Raw genomic sequence first — 17062 nt, forward strand, 5'->3', positions numbered from 1 at the left:
CGCATGACGACGATCAATCTCGCCGATCGGGGCGTCGACCTCGGTGAATGGGCGGCCCGCACACCGAATGCCGATGCGGTCTTCGAACAGGCCGTACGGGATTGGCTCACCGCCAACCTCATCGGCGACTTCGCGAATCTGCGCGGTCGCGGAGGCCCGGGAAGCGAGCACGAGTTCTTCGCCGAGCGTCTCGAATGGGATCGGCACCTGGCCGCGGCCGGATGGACGTGCCTCGGCTGGCCCGTCGAACACGGTGGTCGCGGCGCCACGATCGCGCAGCGCATCATCTTCCATCGCGAGTATGCCCGGGCAGGCGCGCCCGCACGGGTGAATCACCTCGGCGAGGAACTCCTCGGGCCGACGCTCATCGAGTACGGGACCCCCGAGCAGCAGAAACGGTTCCTCCCACACATCGTCGACGTCACCGAACTCTGGGCGCAGGGCTATTCCGAACCCGGCGCGGGCAGCGATCTCGCCGGTGTGGCGACCTCGGCCGCACTCGACGGCGACCACTGGGTGATCAACGGCCAGAAGATCTGGACCTCGCTCGCCCACCTGTCGCAATGGTGCTTCGTCATCGCTCGGACTGAGAAGCAGTCCGCGCGGCATCAGGGCCTCAGCTTCCTCCTCGTTCCACTCGACGCCGACGGCGTCACCATCCGACCCATCCAGCAGATCACCGGGACCAGCGAGTTCAACGAGGTCTTCTTCGACGATGCGAGGACCGACGCCGACCTGATCGTCGGTGCGCCCGGCGACGGATGGAAGGTCGCGATGGGTCTCCTCCAATTCGAGCGGGGAGTCTCCACACTCGGCCAACAGGTCGGCTTCCGGCGTGAGCTCGACGACCTGATCGCACTCGCCACGACCAACGGCACCGTCGACGATCCGGAGATCGCATCGCGGCTGCGGCGCGCCAAGGTCGGCCTCTCCGTCATGGAGGCGAACGCGCGCCGCACACTCGCGGGCGACATCGTCTCCGAAGCGGGCGCCGCCTCGGTGACGAAACTCCTGTGGGCCAACTGGCATCGCGATCTCGGTGAACTGGCCGCCGCCGTCGCGGGTGCGCCGATGCTGATCGGCCCGGCGGCCACCACGGAGGGTCGCGCCAACGACATCGCCGACCCCGAACACGTCGAACTCGACGAATGGCAGCGACTGCTCCTGTTCACCCGCGCCGACACGATCTACGGCGGCTCCAACGAAGTCCAACGCAACATCATCGCCGAGCGCGTGCTCGGCCTTCCCCGAGAGGCACGGCAGTGACATCTCCCCTCGACTCCTCGCCCGGCACGACCCGCCCCGTATCCCCCCTCGCCACTCCACCCGACGAAGTGCCCGGTCACGACCTGCTCGCGGGCAAGAAGGTCGTGGTCACCGCTGCCGCCGGCACCGGCATCGGCTTCGCCGCCGCGCGCCGCGCCCTCCTCGAGGGCGGCGACGTCCTCGTCTCCGACTTCCACGAGCGGCGCCTCGATGAGACCGTCGAGAGGCTCGGCGCCGAGTTCGGCGCCGAGCGAGTCGTCTCCCACGTGTGCGACGTGTCGAGCACCGAGCAGGTCGACGCCTTGATCACCGGTGCCGCGGACAAGCTCGGCCGGATCGACGTCCTGGTCAACAACGCCGGACTCGGCGGGGAGGTCCCCGTCGCCGATATGACCGACGAACAATGGGACCGCGTCGTCGACATCACGCTGACCAGCACATTCCGCTCGACGCGCGCCGCTCTGCGCTACTTTCGCGATGTCGAGCAGGGCGGCGTCATCGTCAACAACGCCTCCGTCCTCGGTTGGCGCGCACAGCGTGGGCAGGCGCACTACGCCGCGGCCAAGGCGGGCGTCATGGCGCTGACCCGATGCTCCGCGGTCGAGGCCGCCGACTACGGCGTACGCATCAACGCCGTCGCACCGTCGATCGCCAAGCATCCGTTCCTGGCGAAAGTCACCACCGACGAACTCCTCGACGAACTCGCCTCCCGGGAAGCCTACGGTCGAGCCGCCGAGGTCTGGGAGATCGCCGCGACCATCGCGATGCTCGCCAGCGACTACACCACCTACCTGACCGGCGAGATCGTGTCGATCTCCAGCCGGCGAGCCTAAGGAGACCCACCCGTGAACGCACCCCAGGCCTACATCGTCGACGCGATCCGCACGCCGGTCGGCAAACGCGGCGGTTCACTCGCCGGCGTCCACCCCGCCGACCTCGGCGCCCACGTCATCAGCGCGATCCTCGACCGCACCGGCATCGACCCCGAGACGGTCGACGATGTGATCTTCGGCTGCGTCGACACGATCGGACCGCAGGCGGGCAACATCGCGCGCACCGCATGGCTCACCGCGGGCATGCCGCTCGGCGTCCCCGGCACCACCGTCGACCGCCAGTGCGGATCCAGCCAGCAGGCCGTTCACTTCGCCGCCCAAGCGGTGATGAGCGGAACGCAGGACGTCGTGCTGGCAGGCGGGCTGCAGAACATGAGCGCCGTTCCGATCAGCCAGGCCATGATCGCCGGGCGCGAACTCGGGTTCACCACGCCGACCGCCGAGTCGCCCGGCTGGCAGAAACGGTTCGGCGACGCCGAGGTGAGCCAGTTCGTCGGCGCCGACATGATGGCCAAGCACTGGGACATCAGCCGGACCGATATGGAGGCGTGGGCGCTGCAGAGCCACGAACGCGCTCGTGCCGCGATCGCCGCGGGGCGTTTCGCTGCCGAGACCGTCCCGCTGGGCGACTGCGTCGTCGACGAGTGCCCGCGCGAGACGTCGCTGGAGAAGATGGCCGCACTGCCGGTCCTCGCCGAGGGCTCCGACCTCACGGCGGCGGTCGCCTCGCAGATCTGTGACGGATCGTCGGCCGCGCTCGTCGTGTCCGAGAAGGCGCTCAAACAGTACGGGCTCACCCCGCGCGCCCGCATCCATCACATGTCGGTGCGCGGCGACGACCCGGTGATGATGTTGTCCGCGCCCATCCCGGCGACGAAGCACGCCCTCGAGAAGGCGGGCATGAGCATCGACGACATCGACGTCGTCGAGATCAACGAGGCGTTCGCACCGGTGGTTCTCGCCTGGCTCAAGGAGACCGGAGCCGATCCGGCGCGGGTCAACCCGAACGGCGGCGGGATCGCACTCGGACATCCGCTCGGTGCGACCGGCGCCAAACTGTTCGCGACTCTGCTGAACGAACTCGAACGCACCGGCGGCCGCTACGGTCTGCAGACCATGTGCGAGGGCGGCGGCACGGCGAACGTGACGATCATCGAGCGCCTGTAGAGGCCGGCACGAATCCCCGTATGTGACACGAGTGATGCTCGTCAGACTCGAGTGCGTTCGCGCTGTCGCACGATGAGGACTCGATGAGGACTCAGGGCGACGGCGATATCTGCGAACAACCGTTCTCACCATGTGTTCACCCCTGTGATTCGTCCCACGAGAACGCTACGATGGGATGAGATCAAGAATTTGTCTCAACCCATGGGCAGATCGTCATGAAGTTGGAGGGTCCGAATGACCAAGCCTGCAGAAGCCGCGGTACGTGCCGGCGACAAGGTGTCGTCCGAGTCGCACAGTCTCACTGAACTGCTCGAGATCCAGAAGGCCGCGTTCCTGCGGGACGGCATCCCCGACGCCTCGACTCGCATTGACCGGATCAACCGTCTCGGTCAGATGCTGCTGGACAACGCCGACGAGATCACCGCCGCTCTCGACGAGGACTTCGGCACTCGCCCCAAGGAGCTCTCGATCGCGGCCGACGTCGCAGGCTGCATGATCGATCTGACTCACCAGCGTCGGTCGGTCGAGAAGTGGATGGCCGAGGACAACGTCTCCAAGCTCCAGGGGCTGATGGGATACAAGCAGCGTCTGCGTCACGACCCGCTCGGCGTCGTCGGCATCATGGGGCCTTGGAACTTCCCGCTCCAGCTGACGATCGTGCCCGCCGGTTCGGCGTTCGCAGCCGGCAACCGCGTTCTGATGCGCCCTTCGTCGATCACCGCGAAGACGACCGACGTGATCGCGCGCGTCGCACCCGACTACTTCTCCATCGAAGAGTTCGCGGTCGTCACCAGCAAGCACGGCGGCGGGTCCGACTTCGCCAAGCTCGACGTCGACCACATGTTCTTCACCGGCTCGCCCGAGGTCGGCAAGTCGGTCGCGCAGGAGGCCGCCAAGAACCTGACGCCGGTCACCCTCGAACTCGGCGGCAAGAACCCCGCGATCGTCGACCCGGTCCAGGACATCACTGAGGCCGCGAACTTCCTCGCCGATGCCCGCATGGTCAACGGCGGCCAGGTCTGCCTGTGCCCGGATTACGTGTTCGTGCCGGAGAGCAAGGTCGGCGAGTTCACCGAGAAGGTCGTCGCCCGGTGGCGGAAGAACTACCCGACCATCCTGAAGAACGGCGAGTACACCTCGACGATCAACGAGAAGAACTACAACCGGATCGTCGGCCTGATCGACGACGCCGTCGGCCTCGGCGCCACCAAGACACAGGTGATCCCGGCAGGCGAGCAGTTGCCCGACGCCGACGCGCGGAAGATCCCGCCGACGGTCCTGACCGGTGTCAAGGCCGGGATGAAGATCGAAGAGGACGAGGTGTTCGGCCCGGTCCTGACCGTCTACCCGTACCGCAACCTGTCGGAGGCGATCGACAAGATCAACTCGGCCGGCCATCCGCTCACCCTGTACTGGGTCGGCGACGACAACGAGAACCTGCAGCGCGTCGCCGACAACACCCGCAGCGGCTCCATCAGCGGCAACGACTTCGCGTTGCACCTGCTCTCGCACGGCCTGCCGTTCGGCGGCGTCGGCCGGTCGGGCATGGGCAACTACCACGGCAAGTTCGGCTTCGACACGTTCAGCCATGCCCGCGCGGTGACCGTCTCGACCATGCCGATCAGCTTTGCGCAGATCATGTCGGCGCCGTTCACCAAGAGTGACAAGCGCCTGACGAACGCGCAGATGAAGATGTGGAACTTCCTGCAGAGCCGCGCCTCACGCAAGTCGGCCAAGGGCTGACGTTCTCCTGTCGGGCGAGAGTCCTTCGACTCCGCTCAGAGAATCGAGTCGAGACCCCGCCGATTCGCCGTTGCGGATCGGCGGGGTCTTCTCGTCGGCGTTACAGTGAGGCTCTCCGCGCGCGCCGCGGGTCGTCGACAATCAGGGGAGTGGGGAGCGATGACCGACAGCAGGGCCCGGGAAGCCGCGTTCAGCACAGAGCGGACGAAGGCGTTCGTCGACGCCGTCGTCGCGATCGCGATGACGTTGTTGATTCTGCCGTTGATGGAGAGCGTCGGAGAGGCGGGCGACGCCACCACGTCGTCGTGGCTGGCCGACCACGACGAGCAGCTTCTCTCATTCGTCATCAGCTTCCTGGTGATCGCGGTCTTCTGGCTCAATCACCATAGGCTGTTCGCCCGCGTCACCTCGATCACCACCGGTCTCATGTGGATGACGGTCGCGTGGATGCTCACCATCGTGTGGCTGCCGGTCGCGACCGCCATCACCGGTCAGATGTCCGACACCGGTGCCGAGGCGATGTACATCGGCACCATGGTCCTCACGCCGACGATCGCGCTCATCTCCCGCCTGTATCTGCGACGCCGGCCCGAGTTGCATGATCTCTCCGACGCGGAGCAGCAGTCGGGGATCATCGAGAACGTGGCGGCGGTCGCGTTGTTCGCCGTTGCGCTGGTCGTCGCCGTGACGCTGCCCGGTGTCGGCTACTACGCGCTGTTCGTCCTGTTCCTCGCCGCGCCAGTCCAACGGATGCTGCGGGCGGCGGTACGACACCGAGGGTGACCAAGCACTTGCTAGGGTGAACCGTACGCAAGCGAAGGAGGCACGGTGGCGGCGAAGTCGACCGCGTCGGGCTCGGCCCGACGAGACGAACTGCTCGGTATCGCGGGAGAACTGTTCGCCGAACGCGGGCTGCGCTCGACCACCGTCCGCGACATCGCCGATACCGCGGGCATCCTGTCGGGGAGCCTCTATCACCACTTCGACTCGAAGGAGTCGATGGTCGACGAGCTTCTGCGGGGGTTCCTCGACGCGCTGTTCGATCGCTACCGCGAGATCGACGCGGCCGGGCTCGACGCCGCGGATACGTTGCGGCAGTTCGTGATCGCCTCCTTCGAATCGATCGACTCGCGACACACCGCCGTGGCGATCTACCAGAACGAAGCCCGTCGTCTGAGCACGCAGGAGCGGTTCGCCTACATCAACGAACGGAACGTCGAGTTCCGCGATCTGTGGGCGTCGGTACTGCAGCGCGGCGTCGACGACGGCGACTTCCGCCCGGACCTCGACGTCGACCTCCTGTACCGATTCCTCCGCGACACCGTATGGGTGGCCGTCCGCTGGTACCGCCCGGGCGGCACCAAGTCGATCGACGAGATCGCCGACCAGTACCTCACCGTGGTCCTCGACGGCGTGCTGCCGCGGTAGCGCATAGACCTTCGTCGACAGACCTCCCGAACGCGGGCCGGGACGTGAGCGGATCCTAACCGCAGGGGCTGCCCGTCGCGCGGGTGGTTTCGACACATCGCCGGTGCTCGCAGCGTCCGATCAGACCTTCGCCGATCAGACCCTCCGGGACGCGGTCACCGTGAACTTGGCGTTCCGCGCGATCTGTCTCGTCGGTCCGACGATGCGCTCCAACGATCCGCGGTAGCGCAGGTGGGAGTTCCAGACGCACCACAGTTCGCCGCCGGAGGCGAGCGCGCGTGCGGCGTCGGTGAACAGGTGGTGGGCGATCCCGGTCGAGAGGGCCGCGTCACTGTGGAACGGCGGATTCAGTGCGATGAGGTCCTGTGATCGGTCCGGGAACGATTCCAGACCGTCGGATCGGTGCACGACGACCCGGTCGGCGACGCCGTTCGCGTCGGCCGTCGCCCGCGCCGACGCGACGGCGGCGGCCGAACGGTCGGTGGCCGTCACTCTGAGGTCCGGGCGGGCCGACGCGAGCACGGCCGCGACCACACCCGTGCCGCACGCGAGGTCGACGGCCGTGGCCGCTGCGGGCACGGCGTCGTAGAGCACGCTCACCAGGAGGCGGGTGCCGACGTCGATCCGCGTCCCGGCGAACACCCCGCCGTGTGCGGCGACCGTGAGACCATCGTGCTGCTCGGTCCTCGGCCACCCGGCCAGGGCGACGGCGGCGGCCTCCCGACGCGGAGCCCGCGCGAACAGGACACGCGACTTCTGGCGTGCGTGACTGACATCGACACGGTCGAACACCTCGCGTAGGACGCGGTTCATCTGCGGGGTCATGTGCTTGATCCGGCCGCCGGCGACCACGACCACGTCAGGATCGGCGTGAGCGGCGATCTGCGCGGCGACCTCGGCGAGACGATCGAGCGATCGCGGCAGCCGCATCAGTACGATGCGGGAACCGTCGACCACGGCCGGTGACAGAGGAAGATGAGTGATGCCGTCGGCGCCCAGACGCTCGGCGTTCGCGGTGAGCGCCCGCTCACCGGTCAACAGATCCTGATGGACGCGGACGTCTTTCGCGCCGGATCCGAGAGTGAGCGCGCCGTACGCGTCGTCGATGACGGAGACGGTCCCCGCAGCGCCCGTCGCGAGCAGCGGTCCCGCCTCGTCGAGGATCAAGCGGTCCGCGGCATCCGATGCCGACAGCCCCGGCCCGTCGACGTCGGGGAAACGCTTCAACTCGTCCAGATCCACCACCGCAGCCTACCGAGGCGCGGTCAGACGCTCGGTGAGCATCGTGACCATCGCTCGAGCAGCCGCCGACGGGGTCGGGCCCACGGCGAGTGACAGCGATGTCTGCACCGATTCTGAGATCGGGATCGAGACGAGGTCACCGTGTCCGGCGGCCATCGTCGCGGTCAATACCCCGACTCCGCTTCCGAGCTCGACCAGTGCGAGAACGGATTCCGGCGAATGCGCAGACACCGCGGGCGTCACCTCGACGCGGGCGGCCGCGCACGTCGCGGTCAACGCGGTCCGGACGCCGGTCCCCGCGGGAAGTGTCAGCACCGTCGCATCGGCGAGGTCGGCACACGCGATGGCGGTCCGTGACGCCCACCCACGGTCGCGTCGGACCACCGCTGCGAGAGGTTCGCGGACGATGGTGTGCCCGGTGACTCCGGCGGGAAGCGGATCGGCGTGCGCAGCGAGAACGACGTCGAGCCGCCCGGCGACGAGGTCGGCGAGCAGTCGATCGGAGTTGTCCTCGACGACCGACACCGAGACGCCGGGGTGAACGCTGCGGAAGTGGGCGAACCCGGCGAGGTAGCCGGGAATCGTGCAGCCGATGACCGTGCCGAGTCGAAGCGAACCGCGCACGAGTCCGGACAACTCGTCGCTCACCGTCGTGATGTTCGCGACCGAGTCGAGGGCGGCGCGCGCGTACGGCAGCACGGCCCTGCCCGCGTCGGTCGGGGCGATCGTCCTGCCCCGCCGATCGAGCAGCCGATGGCCGACCTCGTGCTCGAGCTTCGCGACTTGAGCCGAGACGCCGGACTGACTCACGTGCAGATCGGCGGCGGCCGCGGTGAACGAACCGAGCTCGGCCACCCTGACGAGATAGCGCAGCTGGTGCAGTTCCATAAGCACTGATGCTAGCTGTCAGAAGAATCATCTGTTGGACTGATGGATCGGCGGCGACGAGGCTGATACGCATGACATCGAACAACCGCACCCCGTCACAGATCGCCGAACTCTACTTCTCCTGCTGGTCGCGGAAGGACTTCTCCGACCTCGCCGCCTTCCTCGCACCGGACTGCACGTTCACCGGTGTCTTTGGCACCGCGACCGGACCCGACGAGTTCCTCCGCGGACTCGGCGGAATGGCCGCCGGAACGGACTCGCTCGTCGTCCGCAGACGAGTGGCCGACGACGCCGACGTCATCACCTGGTTCGACCTCGGGATGGGCGGAGCACCGGCGACCGCCGTCGCGAACTGGATGCACGTCGAGGACGGGCTGATCACCGCGGTGGAGGTCACGTTCGACCCGCGCGGGATACTCGCCGCGGCCGGGTAGACCGTACGATCGACGCATGGCCTCCGTCCTCGCCGTCTGCGTCGTCCGCACCCTGCACCCGGACTCCGGGCGATCGGGTGTGACCGCGATCGACAAGGGGCCGGTCGACGGACCGGTACGAGCGAACGACTACGGGCTGTACGCCGACGTCCAGGCCGATCGGAAACACCACGGGGGTCTCGACAAGGCGATCTACGCCTACGCGCAGGAGGACGTCGACTTCTGGGCGTCCGAACTCGGACGAGACATTCCGTACGGGTTCTTCGGAGAGAATCTGCGTACCGAGGGAATCGACGTCAACGGTGCCCGGGTCGGTGAGCGGTGGCGGATCGGCGACGAGGTGATCGTCGAGGTCACCTCGCCGCGTGTCCCGTGTCAGACCTTCGCGCGCTGGATGGGCGACGACTCCGACGGCTGGGTCAAGAGATTCGCCGAGCAGCGACGCCCCGGTCCGTATCTGAGAGTGGTCAAGCGCGGGTCGCTCGCCGCGGGCGATGCGATCACCGTGCTCGACGTGCCCGCCGAGGCGCCGACCATCCGATCACTGGCACGGTGACCGGTTCTCCGGCTTCTTAGACGTCGTCGTCGCCGACCGGCCCGCCTTCGCCCTCCCACGTCTCGATCATCCGCACGCCGGTCCGGCTGAACTTGCGGCGGACGCCGACGCCGCCGAACTCGTCCTCGGGTACGAACCGCGCACCGTAGGCGACCAATGCGTCGGTCAGCCGCTGGATCTGGGCGTCGTCGAAGATGTCCGCACCCTTCTCGTACCGGCGGAGTTCGGCGGGATCGATGTCGGCGGCGCGGCCGATGGTCCGCGCCGAGACCTGGCACAGGTGCCGAGCGGCGCGGGCGAGGGATCCGTCCATGAGGAAACTGATGGTCGTCATGCCTCCATGGTGCCTGGGCCGAGACGATCTTTCCGTCAGACCGATCAGTTTCCGGGTCGACGAGGGTCTATCCGTATGACGGCATCGACCAGCGATGCCGCACACCTGGAGGCTCTGCCATGCACAAGATGATCTTCGTGAATCTGCCCGTCGCCGATCTGACGCGGTCGCGCGCATTCTTCGAATCGATGGGGTACTCGTTCAACGACAAGTTCTGCGACGGCGACGCACTCGCCCTGGAACTCGGCGACACGATCGTCGCGATGCTCCTCGAACGAGGCTTCTACAAGACCTTCATCCATGATCGCGAGGTCGCCGATCCCCGCGCGGTCAGTGGCGCGATCATCTGCCTGAGCGCGGAGAGCAGGGAGGGCGTGGACGAGATCGTCGACAAAGCGATGGCGGCAGGCGCCACCGCGGGAGACACTGAGGAGCACGGGTTCATGTACGGACGGTCGTACTACGACCTCGACGGCCACGCCTGGGAGATCACCTGGATGGATCCGGCCGCAGTCGAGGTCGGGCCCGCCGAGTACGCGTCGCAGAACCAGAACTGACCTGGCGCGACCGGGAAGAGAAGCGATGACCGACGAGCGTTCCTTCGAATCGGAGACGGCCGCTTACCGCGCCGAGCTGCTGGTGCACTGCTACCGCATGCTCGGCTCGGCCACCGACGCCGAAGACGTGCTGCAGGAGGTGTACCTGCGGGCATGGAAGGCGTTTCACCGATTCGAAGGGCGATCGTCGGTGCGCACCTGGTTGTACCGGATCGCGACCAACACCTGCCTGACCGCACTCGACGGCCGAGCCCGGCGGCCGATGCCGACGGGATTGGGCGCGGAGTCGTCGGACCCGCGGATTCCGGTCCTCGCCGAAGAGCGACTCTGGCTGCAGCCCCTACCGGATGCGGCACTGGGCGACCCGTCCGCCGCGGTCGCCGAGCGCGAAGACCTCGATCTCGCGGTGATCGCCGCTCTACAAGATCTTCCCGCGAGTCAACGCGCGGTGCTCATCCTGCGCGACGTCCTCGCGTTCAGCGCGGCCGAGACGGCAGGACTGCTCGAGATGACCGTCGCCGCGGCGAACAGCGCACTGGCTCGAGCACGCAAGACGATGGGGGAGGGCACCCGCCGGGACGGTCGACGTGCCGCGGAACTCACCGAACGCGAACGCCGAGTCTTCGACGACTTCTGCCGAGCCTTCGAGGATCACGACGTAGACGGGGTCGTCGGGGTGCTCGCCGCCGACGCGATCTGGGAGATGCCGCCGTTCCCGGGGTGGTACCGGGGAGCGGCCGAGATCGGCGTGCTCACTTCGACGCAGTGCCCCGCGGCCGTCGCCGGCGATCTCAGGATGGTCCGAACCGTCTGCAACGGAATGCCCGCGGCCGGCATGTACCTGCGCGACGGCGACGTGTGGCGCCCGTTCCAGCTCGACGTCCTCACCATCGTCGACGAGCGGGTCTCGCACGTCCGTGCCTTCTTCGACGACGACCTGTTTCCTCTGGCAGGCCTCCCCGACATCCTCCATGGGCGACGATGAGCATCGGTGTTCCCCCCGTTGACCTGCCGATTTGACCCTTCGTTGGGAAGTGCGTAACTTATGTCGAGTCAGCGCGGCTCCGGCCGCGCCGGCATCGACTACCCCCCATGTCCGCGATTATGACTTCGCGGTCGGGTCGAGTACAGTCGAGAAGCGCCCAAAGCGAACATGAACGTTCTCCCCTGGAAACAGTGAATGAACCTCAGGTTTGCCGAGGGTATTCCAGTCTGGTAGGTTGGAAGAGTTGGCCTGAAACGGCCGATACACAATGAAATATGTTCACTGGAGGTCGACCCGACCATGTCGGGGTGGTGCTGGTGGGTGTGTGTTCTTTGAGAACTCGATAGTGTGTGACAGAAATTTTCTTGTGCCACATAAAGATTATTTTTTGTGGCAGGAAAACTATTTTGTGAACAAACATGACACGGCCGTGTGGTTGTGTCGTGTTGTTTGATGATTGTTATTCTTGTCAGTTTTTTGGATTTGGTCAGGCTTTATGCTTTCTGGCTTGTGTTGAAAACTGTGTTTTCAATATTTTTTGTTGGAGAGTTTGATCCTGGCTCAGGACGAACGCTGGCGGCGTGCTTAACACATGCAAGTCGAACGGAAAGGCCCCTTCGGGGGTACTCGAGTGGCGAACGGGTGAGTAACACGTGGGTGATCTGCCCTGCACTCTGGGATAAGCCTGGGAAACTGGGTCTAATACCGGATATGACCTGATGCTGCATGGTATCGGGTGGAAAGCTTTTGCGGTGTGGGATGGGCCCGCGGCCTATCAGCTTGTTGGTGGGGTAATGGCCTACCAAGGCGACGACGGGTAGCCGACCTGAGAGGGTGATCGGCCACACTGGGACTGAGACACGGCCCAGACTCCTACGGGAGGCAGCAGTGGGGAATATTGCACAATGGGCGCAAGCCTGATGCAGCGACGCCGCGTGAGGGATGACGGCCTTCGGGTTGTAAACCTCTTTCGCTAGGGACGAAGCGCAAGTGACGGTACCTGGAGAAGAAGCACCGGCCAACTACGTGCCAGCAGCCGCGGTAATACGTAGGGTGCGAGCGTTGTCCGGAATTACTGGGCGTAAAGAGCTCGTAGGCGGTTTGTCGCGTCGTCTGTGAAATTCTGCAACTCAATTGCAGGCGTGCAGGCGATACGGGCAGACTTGAGTACTACAGGGGAGACTGGAATTCCTGGTGTAGCGGTGAAATGCGCAGATATCAGGAGGAACACCGGTGGCGAAGGCGGGTCTCTGGGTAGTAACTGACGCTGAGGAGCGAAAGCGTGGGGAGCGAACAGGATTAGATACCCTGGTAGTCCACGCCGTAAACGGTGGGTACTAGGTGTGGGGTCCATTTCACGGATTCCGTGCCGTAGCTAACGCATTAAGTACCCCGCCTGGGGAGTACGGCCGCAAGGCTAAAACTCAAAGGAATTGACGGGGGCCCGCACAAGCGGCGGAGCATGTGGATTAATTCGATGCAACGCGAAGAACCTTACCTGGGTTTGACATACACCAGACGCGCATAGAGATATGTGTTCCCTTGTGGTTGGTGTACAGGTGGTGCATGGCTGTCGTCAGCTCGTGTCGTGAGATGTTGGGTTAAGTCCCGCAACGAGCGCAACCCTTGTCCTGTATTGCCAGCGGGTTATGCCGGGGACTTGCAGGAGACTGCCGGGGTCAACTCGGAGGAAGGTGGGGATGACGTCAAGTCATCATGCCCCTTATGTCCAGGGCTTCACACATGCTACAATGGCGCGTACAGAGGGCTGCGAGACCGTGAGGTGGAGCGAATCCCTTAAAGCGCGTCTCAGTTCGGATTGGGGTCTGCAACTCGACCCCATGAAGTCGGAGTCGCTAGTAATCGCAGATCAGCAACGCTGCGGTGAATACGTTCCCGGGCCTTGTACACACCGCCCGTCACGTCATGAAAGTCGGTAACACCCGAAGCCGGTGGCCTAACCCCTTTGTGGGAGGGAGCTGTCGAAGGTGGGATCGGCGATTGGGACGAAGTCGTAACAAGGTAGCCGTACCGGAAGGTGCGGCTGGATCACCTCCTTTCTAAGGAGCACACAACACTCTCGTGCTGTCCTCGAACGCAGGATGGGCGAGTGTGTGTTCATGGGTGAAACACAAGAAATCCACGCCTGCGGCGGGCACCCTGGTGGTGCCGGTCGTGCTGGTGAGCATCGATGTGGTGCTTGCTGGTGGTGGGGGTGTGTCGGGTGACCGGCATGCTGGGATGTCACACGCTATCGGGGTTCTGAGGGAATACACTGGGTGTGTTTCTTCGTGCTTGCTGGATGTCCGCGCACGTGTTGTGTGGTGGGTCGGGTGGGTGTGTGTTGTTTGAGAAGTAGATAGTGGATGCGAGCATCTTACATGTAAGGTGTGTATTGCAATTTCAATGAAAATGTGATGTCCACATTCGTGTCACAGTCGACTGTTTCCCGCACTTGTGGGGGTGGTGGTTGTGGTGTGTTTGTGGGTGTTGTTGTAAGTGTTTTAGGGCGTTCGGTGGATGCCTTGGTACCAGGAGCCGATGAAGGACGTGGTAGGCCGCGATAGTCCTCGGGGAGTTGTCAAACGAGCTGTGATCCGAGGGTGTCCGAATGGGGAAACCCAGCACGAGTTATGTCGTGTTACCCACTCGTGAATGTATAGCGGGTGTGGAGGGAACGTGGGGAAGTGAAACATCTCAGTACCCATAGGAAGAGAAAACAAGAGTGATTCCGTGAGTAGTGGCGAGCGAAAGCGGATGAGGCTAAACCATGCGTATGTGATACTCGGCAGGGGTTGTGCGTGTGGGGTTGTGAGGGCATTATGTCATCGTCTGCCGGCGGTGGGGTCAGTAAAAAATTGTTGTGTTAGGTGAAGTGGCTTGGAATGGTCTGCCGTAGTGGGTGAGAGTCCCGTAACCGAAAACGCGATGACTGGCTTTAGTGTTTCTCAAGTAGCAGCGGGCTCGTGGAATCTGCTGTGAATCTGCCGGGACCACCCGGTAAGCCTAAATACTTTCTGGTGACCGATAGCGGACTAGTACCGTGAGGGAAAGGTGAAAAGTACCCCGGGAGGGGAGTGAAATAGTACCTGAAACCGGACGCTTACAATCCGTCAGAGCCCTCTATTGTTGTGGGGTGATGGCGTGCCTTTTGAAGAATGAGCCTGCGAGTTAGTGCTCAGTGGCGAGGTTAACCCGTGTGGGGTAGCCGTAGCGAAAGCGAGTCTGAATAGGGCGTGTAGTCGCTGGGTCTAGACCCGAAGCGGAGTGATCTACCCATGGCCAGTGTGAAGCAGCTGTAAGAGGTTGTGGAGGCGCGAACCCACTTCAGTTGAAAATGGAGGGGATGAGTTGTGGGTAGGGGTGAAAGGCCAATCAAACTCCGTGATAGCTGGTTCTCCCCGAAATGCATTTAGGTGCAGCGTCACGTGTTTCTTACTGGAGGTAGAGCTACTGGATGGCCGATGGGCCCTACTAGGTTACTGACGTCAGCCAAACTCCGAATGCCGGTAAGTGAGAGCGTGGCAGTGAGACTGCGGGGGATAAGCTTCGTAGTCGAGAGGGAAACAGCCCAGATCGCCGGCTAAGGCCCCTAAGCGTGTACTAAGTGGAAAAGGATGTGGGGTCGCTTAGACAACCAGGAGGTTGGCTTAGAAGCAGCCATCCTTGAAAGAGTGCGTAATAGCTCACTGGTCAAGTGATCCTGCGCCGACAATGTAGCGGGGCTCAAGTACACCGCCGAAGCCGCGGCACTCACACGAGAACATCGGCAGGTTTTCCTGTCTAGTGGTGTGGGTGGGTAGGGGAGCGTCCTGCATCCGTGGAAGCGCCGGAGTGATCTAGGTGTGGAGGGTGTGGGAGTGAGAATGCAGGCATGAGTAGCGAAAGACAAGTGAGAAACTTGTCCGCCGAATGACCAAGGGTTCCTGGGCCAGGTTAATCCGCCCAGGGTGAGTCGGGACCTAAGGCGAGGCCGACAGGCGTAGTCGATGGACAACGGGTTGATATTCCCGTACCCGTGCACTCGCGACAAGTGGTGAATCATCTGTACTAACCATCCAAAAGCTGCTGTGGCTTTCTTCGGATTGTTGTGGTGGTGGCTGCATGGGACCTTGGGTGTAGTAGTCAAGCGATGGGGTGACGCAGGAAGGTAGCTGGGCCAGTCGTTGGTTGTGCTGGTGTAAGCCTGTAGGACGGGACATAGGTAAATCCGTGTTCTGTGTGTCTGAGAGGTGATGCGTAGCCGTTGTGGTGAATTCAGTGATCCTATGCTGCCGAGAAAAGCCTCTAGTGAGTTGGTGCATGGCCCGTACCCCAAACCGACACAGGTGGTCAGGTAGAGAATACTAAGGCGATCGAGTGAACTGTGGTTAAGGAACTCGGCAAATTGCCCCCGTAACTTCGGGAGAAGGGGGACCATTGCTGGTGAAGGACTTCGCGTCTGGAGTTGGTGGTGGTCGCAGAGACCAGAGAGAAGCGACTGTTTACTAAAAACACAGGTCCGTGCGAAGTCGTAAGACGATGTATACGGACTGACGCCTGCCCGGTGCTGGAAGGTTAAGAGGACCGGTTAACCACTTTGGTGGTGAAGCTGAGAATTTAAGCCCCAGTAAACGGCGGTGGTAACTATAACCATCCTAAGGTAGCGAAATTCCTTGTCGGGTAAGTTCCGACCTGCACGAATGGCGTAACGACTTCTCTGCTGTCTCAACCACAGGCTCGGCGAAATTGCAGTACGAGTAAAGATGCTCGTTTCGCGCGGCAGGACGAAAAGACCCCGGGACCTTCACTATAGCTTGGTATTGGTGTTCGGTACGGTTTGTGTAGGATAGGTGGGAGACTGTGAAGCGTGCACGCTAGTGTGTGTGGAGTCGTTGTTGAAATACCACTCTGATCGTATTGGGCTTCTAACTTCGGACCCTGATCGGGTTCAGGGACAGTGCCTGGTGGGTAGTTTAACTGGGGCGGTTGCCTCCTAAAGTGTAACGGAGGCGCCCAAAGGTTCCCTCAGCCTGGTTGGCAATCAGGTGTTGAGTGTAAGTGCACAAGGGAGCTTGACTGTGAGACGTACGTGTCGAGCAGGGACGAAAGTCGGGACTAGTGATCCGGCACCGGCGTGTGGAAGCGGTGTCGCTCAACGGATAAAAGGTACCCCGGGGATAACAGGCTGATCTTCCCCAAGAGTCCATATCGACGGGATGGTTTGGCACCTCGATGTCGGCTCGTCGCATCCTGGGGCTGGAGTAGGTCCCAAGGGTTGGGCTGTTCGCCCATTAAAGCGGCACGCGAGCTGGGTTTAGAACGTCGTGAGACAGTTCGGTCTCTATCCGCCGCGCGCGTGTAGAAACTTGAGGAATCCTGTCCCTAGTACGAGAGGACCGGGACGGACGGACCTCTGGTGTGCCAGTTGTTCTGCCAAGGGCACGGCTGGTTGGCTACGTTCGGAAGGGATAACCGCTGAAAGCATCTAAGCGGGAAGCCTGTTCCAAGATGAGGTTTCTTACCAACTTTGGTTGGGTAAGGCCCCCTAGAGATGATGGGGTTGATAGGCCAGAATTGTGAGCGCAGTAATGTGTTGAGGTGACTGGTACTAATAGGCCGAGGGCTTACATACAATGCTCACACGTTT

The 17062-nt window shown here is 63.3% G+C and carries 13 protein-coding genes and 2 rRNA genes; 12 read left to right on the forward strand and 3 right to left on the reverse strand.

All coding sequences use genetic code 11. The annotated features are described in order from the left end of the window. Positions 1 to 3: 3 nt before the first annotated feature. The 6 genes from BKA16_RS05045 to BKA16_RS05070 all read left to right on the forward strand — a co-directional run bounded on the left by BKA16_RS05045 (position 4) and on the right by BKA16_RS05070 (position 6437). Positions 4 to 1266: an acyl-CoA dehydrogenase family protein gene (locus BKA16_RS05045; RefSeq protein ID WP_183369634.1), complete on the forward strand. Its 1263-nt coding sequence runs from the start codon at positions 4 to 6 to the stop codon at positions 1264 to 1266. After that, positions 1263 to 2099 (forward strand): SDR family oxidoreductase, encoded by an 837-nt coding sequence (locus tag BKA16_RS05050; RefSeq protein ID WP_183369635.1) that lies wholly within the window; start codon positions 1263 to 1265, stop codon positions 2097 to 2099. The genes BKA16_RS05045 and BKA16_RS05050 overlap by 4 nt, the downstream gene beginning before the upstream one ends. A gap of 12 nt (positions 2100 to 2111) precedes the next feature. Next, the gene (locus BKA16_RS05055; RefSeq protein WP_183369636.1) at positions 2112 to 3266 is read left to right on the forward strand and encodes an acetyl-CoA C-acetyltransferase; all 1155 of its coding nucleotides are present in this window, start codon (positions 2112 to 2114) and stop codon (positions 3264 to 3266) included. Positions 3267 to 3500: 234 nt separating this feature from the next. Then, positions 3501 to 5009 (forward strand): aldehyde dehydrogenase family protein, encoded by a 1509-nt coding sequence (locus tag BKA16_RS05060; RefSeq protein ID WP_183369637.1) that lies wholly within the window; start codon positions 3501 to 3503, stop codon positions 5007 to 5009. A gap of 159 nt (positions 5010 to 5168) precedes the next feature. Beyond that, on the forward strand, positions 5169 to 5792 hold the full coding sequence (locus tag BKA16_RS05065; RefSeq protein ID WP_183369638.1) for a TMEM175 family protein: 624 nt from the start codon (positions 5169 to 5171) through the stop codon (positions 5790 to 5792). A gap of 45 nt (positions 5793 to 5837) precedes the next feature. Continuing rightward, entirely contained in the window at positions 5838 to 6437 is a 600-nt protein-coding gene (locus BKA16_RS05070; RefSeq protein WP_183369639.1) for a TetR-type transcription factor C-terminal domain-containing protein, read from the forward strand. A 135-nt stretch (positions 6438 to 6572) separates the two neighbouring features. Here BKA16_RS05070 and BKA16_RS05075 read toward each other — a convergent pair whose 3' ends face one another. Continuing rightward, complete coding sequence (locus tag BKA16_RS05075) at positions 6573 to 7679, reverse strand: methyltransferase (RefSeq protein WP_183369640.1); 1107 nt, start codon at positions 7677 to 7679, stop codon at positions 6573 to 6575. Positions 7680 to 7688: 9 nt separating this feature from the next. Beyond that, positions 7689 to 8567 carry a LysR family transcriptional regulator gene (locus BKA16_RS05080; RefSeq protein ID WP_183369641.1) on the reverse strand — a complete coding sequence of 293 codons (879 nt, stop codon included), beginning with the start codon at positions 8565 to 8567 and terminating at the stop codon, positions 7689 to 7691. Positions 8568 to 8638: 71 nt separating this feature from the next. Between BKA16_RS05080 and BKA16_RS05085 the strand changes: the two genes are divergently transcribed. Together BKA16_RS05085 and BKA16_RS05090 are read left to right on the forward strand one after the other, a co-directional pair. Further along, positions 8639 to 9001, forward strand: a complete 363-nt coding sequence (locus tag BKA16_RS05085) for a nuclear transport factor 2 family protein (protein ID WP_183369642.1) — start codon at positions 8639 to 8641, stop codon at positions 8999 to 9001. Positions 9002 to 9017: 16 nt separating this feature from the next. Continuing rightward, positions 9018 to 9557: an MOSC domain-containing protein gene (locus tag BKA16_RS05090; protein ID WP_183369643.1), complete on the forward strand. Its 540-nt coding sequence runs from the start codon at positions 9018 to 9020 to the stop codon at positions 9555 to 9557. A 16-nt stretch (positions 9558 to 9573) separates the two neighbouring features. On the opposite strand, the gene BKA16_RS05095 is transcribed toward BKA16_RS05090, so the two are convergent. Next, positions 9574 to 9891, reverse strand: a complete 318-nt coding sequence (locus BKA16_RS05095) for an XRE family transcriptional regulator (protein WP_246371660.1) — start codon at positions 9889 to 9891, stop codon at positions 9574 to 9576. 119 nt (positions 9892 to 10010) lie between these two features. Between BKA16_RS05095 and BKA16_RS05100 the strand changes: the two genes are divergently transcribed. From BKA16_RS05100 to BKA16_RS05115, 4 genes are all read left to right on the forward strand, one after another. Next, positions 10011 to 10448, forward strand: coding sequence for a VOC family protein (locus BKA16_RS05100; RefSeq protein WP_183369644.1), 438 nt, complete (start codon positions 10011 to 10013; stop codon positions 10446 to 10448). A 1-nt stretch (position 10449) separates the two neighbouring features. Beyond that, complete coding sequence (locus tag BKA16_RS05105) at positions 10450 to 11433, forward strand: RNA polymerase subunit sigma-70 (RefSeq protein ID WP_281378451.1); 984 nt, start codon at positions 10450 to 10452, stop codon at positions 11431 to 11433. 538 nt (positions 11434 to 11971) lie between these two features. Further along, positions 11972 to 13493 (forward strand): 16S ribosomal RNA (locus BKA16_RS05110). A 433-nt stretch (positions 13494 to 13926) separates the two neighbouring features. Beyond that, positions 13927 to 17047: ribosomal RNA gene (locus BKA16_RS05115) — 23S ribosomal RNA — on the forward strand. The 16S and 23S rRNA genes sit together here, the layout of an rRNA operon. Positions 17048 to 17062 lie beyond the last annotated feature (15 nt).

The organism is Gordonia humi, from assembly GCF_014197435.1.
Classification (GTDB): Bacteria; Actinomycetota; Actinomycetes; order Mycobacteriales; family Mycobacteriaceae; genus Gordonia; species Gordonia humi.

Bases quoted from the DNA above. Each gene is read 5' to 3' on its own strand.
- BKA16_RS05065 (WP_183369638.1), top strand. From the start codon at position 5,169: ATGACCGACAGCAGGGCCCGGGAAGCCGCGTTCAGCACAGAGCGGACG.
- BKA16_RS05080 (WP_183369641.1), bottom strand. From the start codon at position 8,567: ATGGAACTGCACCAGCTGCGCTATCTCGTCAGGGTGGCCGAGCTCGGT.
- BKA16_RS05095 (WP_246371660.1), bottom strand. From the start codon at position 9,891: ATGACGACCATCAGTTTCCTCATGGACGGATCCCTCGCCCGCGCCGCT.
- BKA16_RS05045 (WP_183369634.1), top strand. From the start codon at position 4: ATGACGACGATCAATCTCGCCGATCGGGGCGTCGACCTCGGTGAATGG.
- BKA16_RS05100 (WP_183369644.1), top strand. From the start codon at position 10,011: ATGCACAAGATGATCTTCGTGAATCTGCCCGTCGCCGATCTGACGCGG.
- BKA16_RS05085 (WP_183369642.1), top strand. From the start codon at position 8,639: ATGACATCGAACAACCGCACCCCGTCACAGATCGCCGAACTCTACTTC.
- BKA16_RS05060 (WP_183369637.1), top strand. From the start codon at position 3,501: ATGACCAAGCCTGCAGAAGCCGCGGTACGTGCCGGCGACAAGGTGTCG.
- BKA16_RS05090 (WP_183369643.1), top strand. From the start codon at position 9,018: ATGGCCTCCGTCCTCGCCGTCTGCGTCGTCCGCACCCTGCACCCGGAC.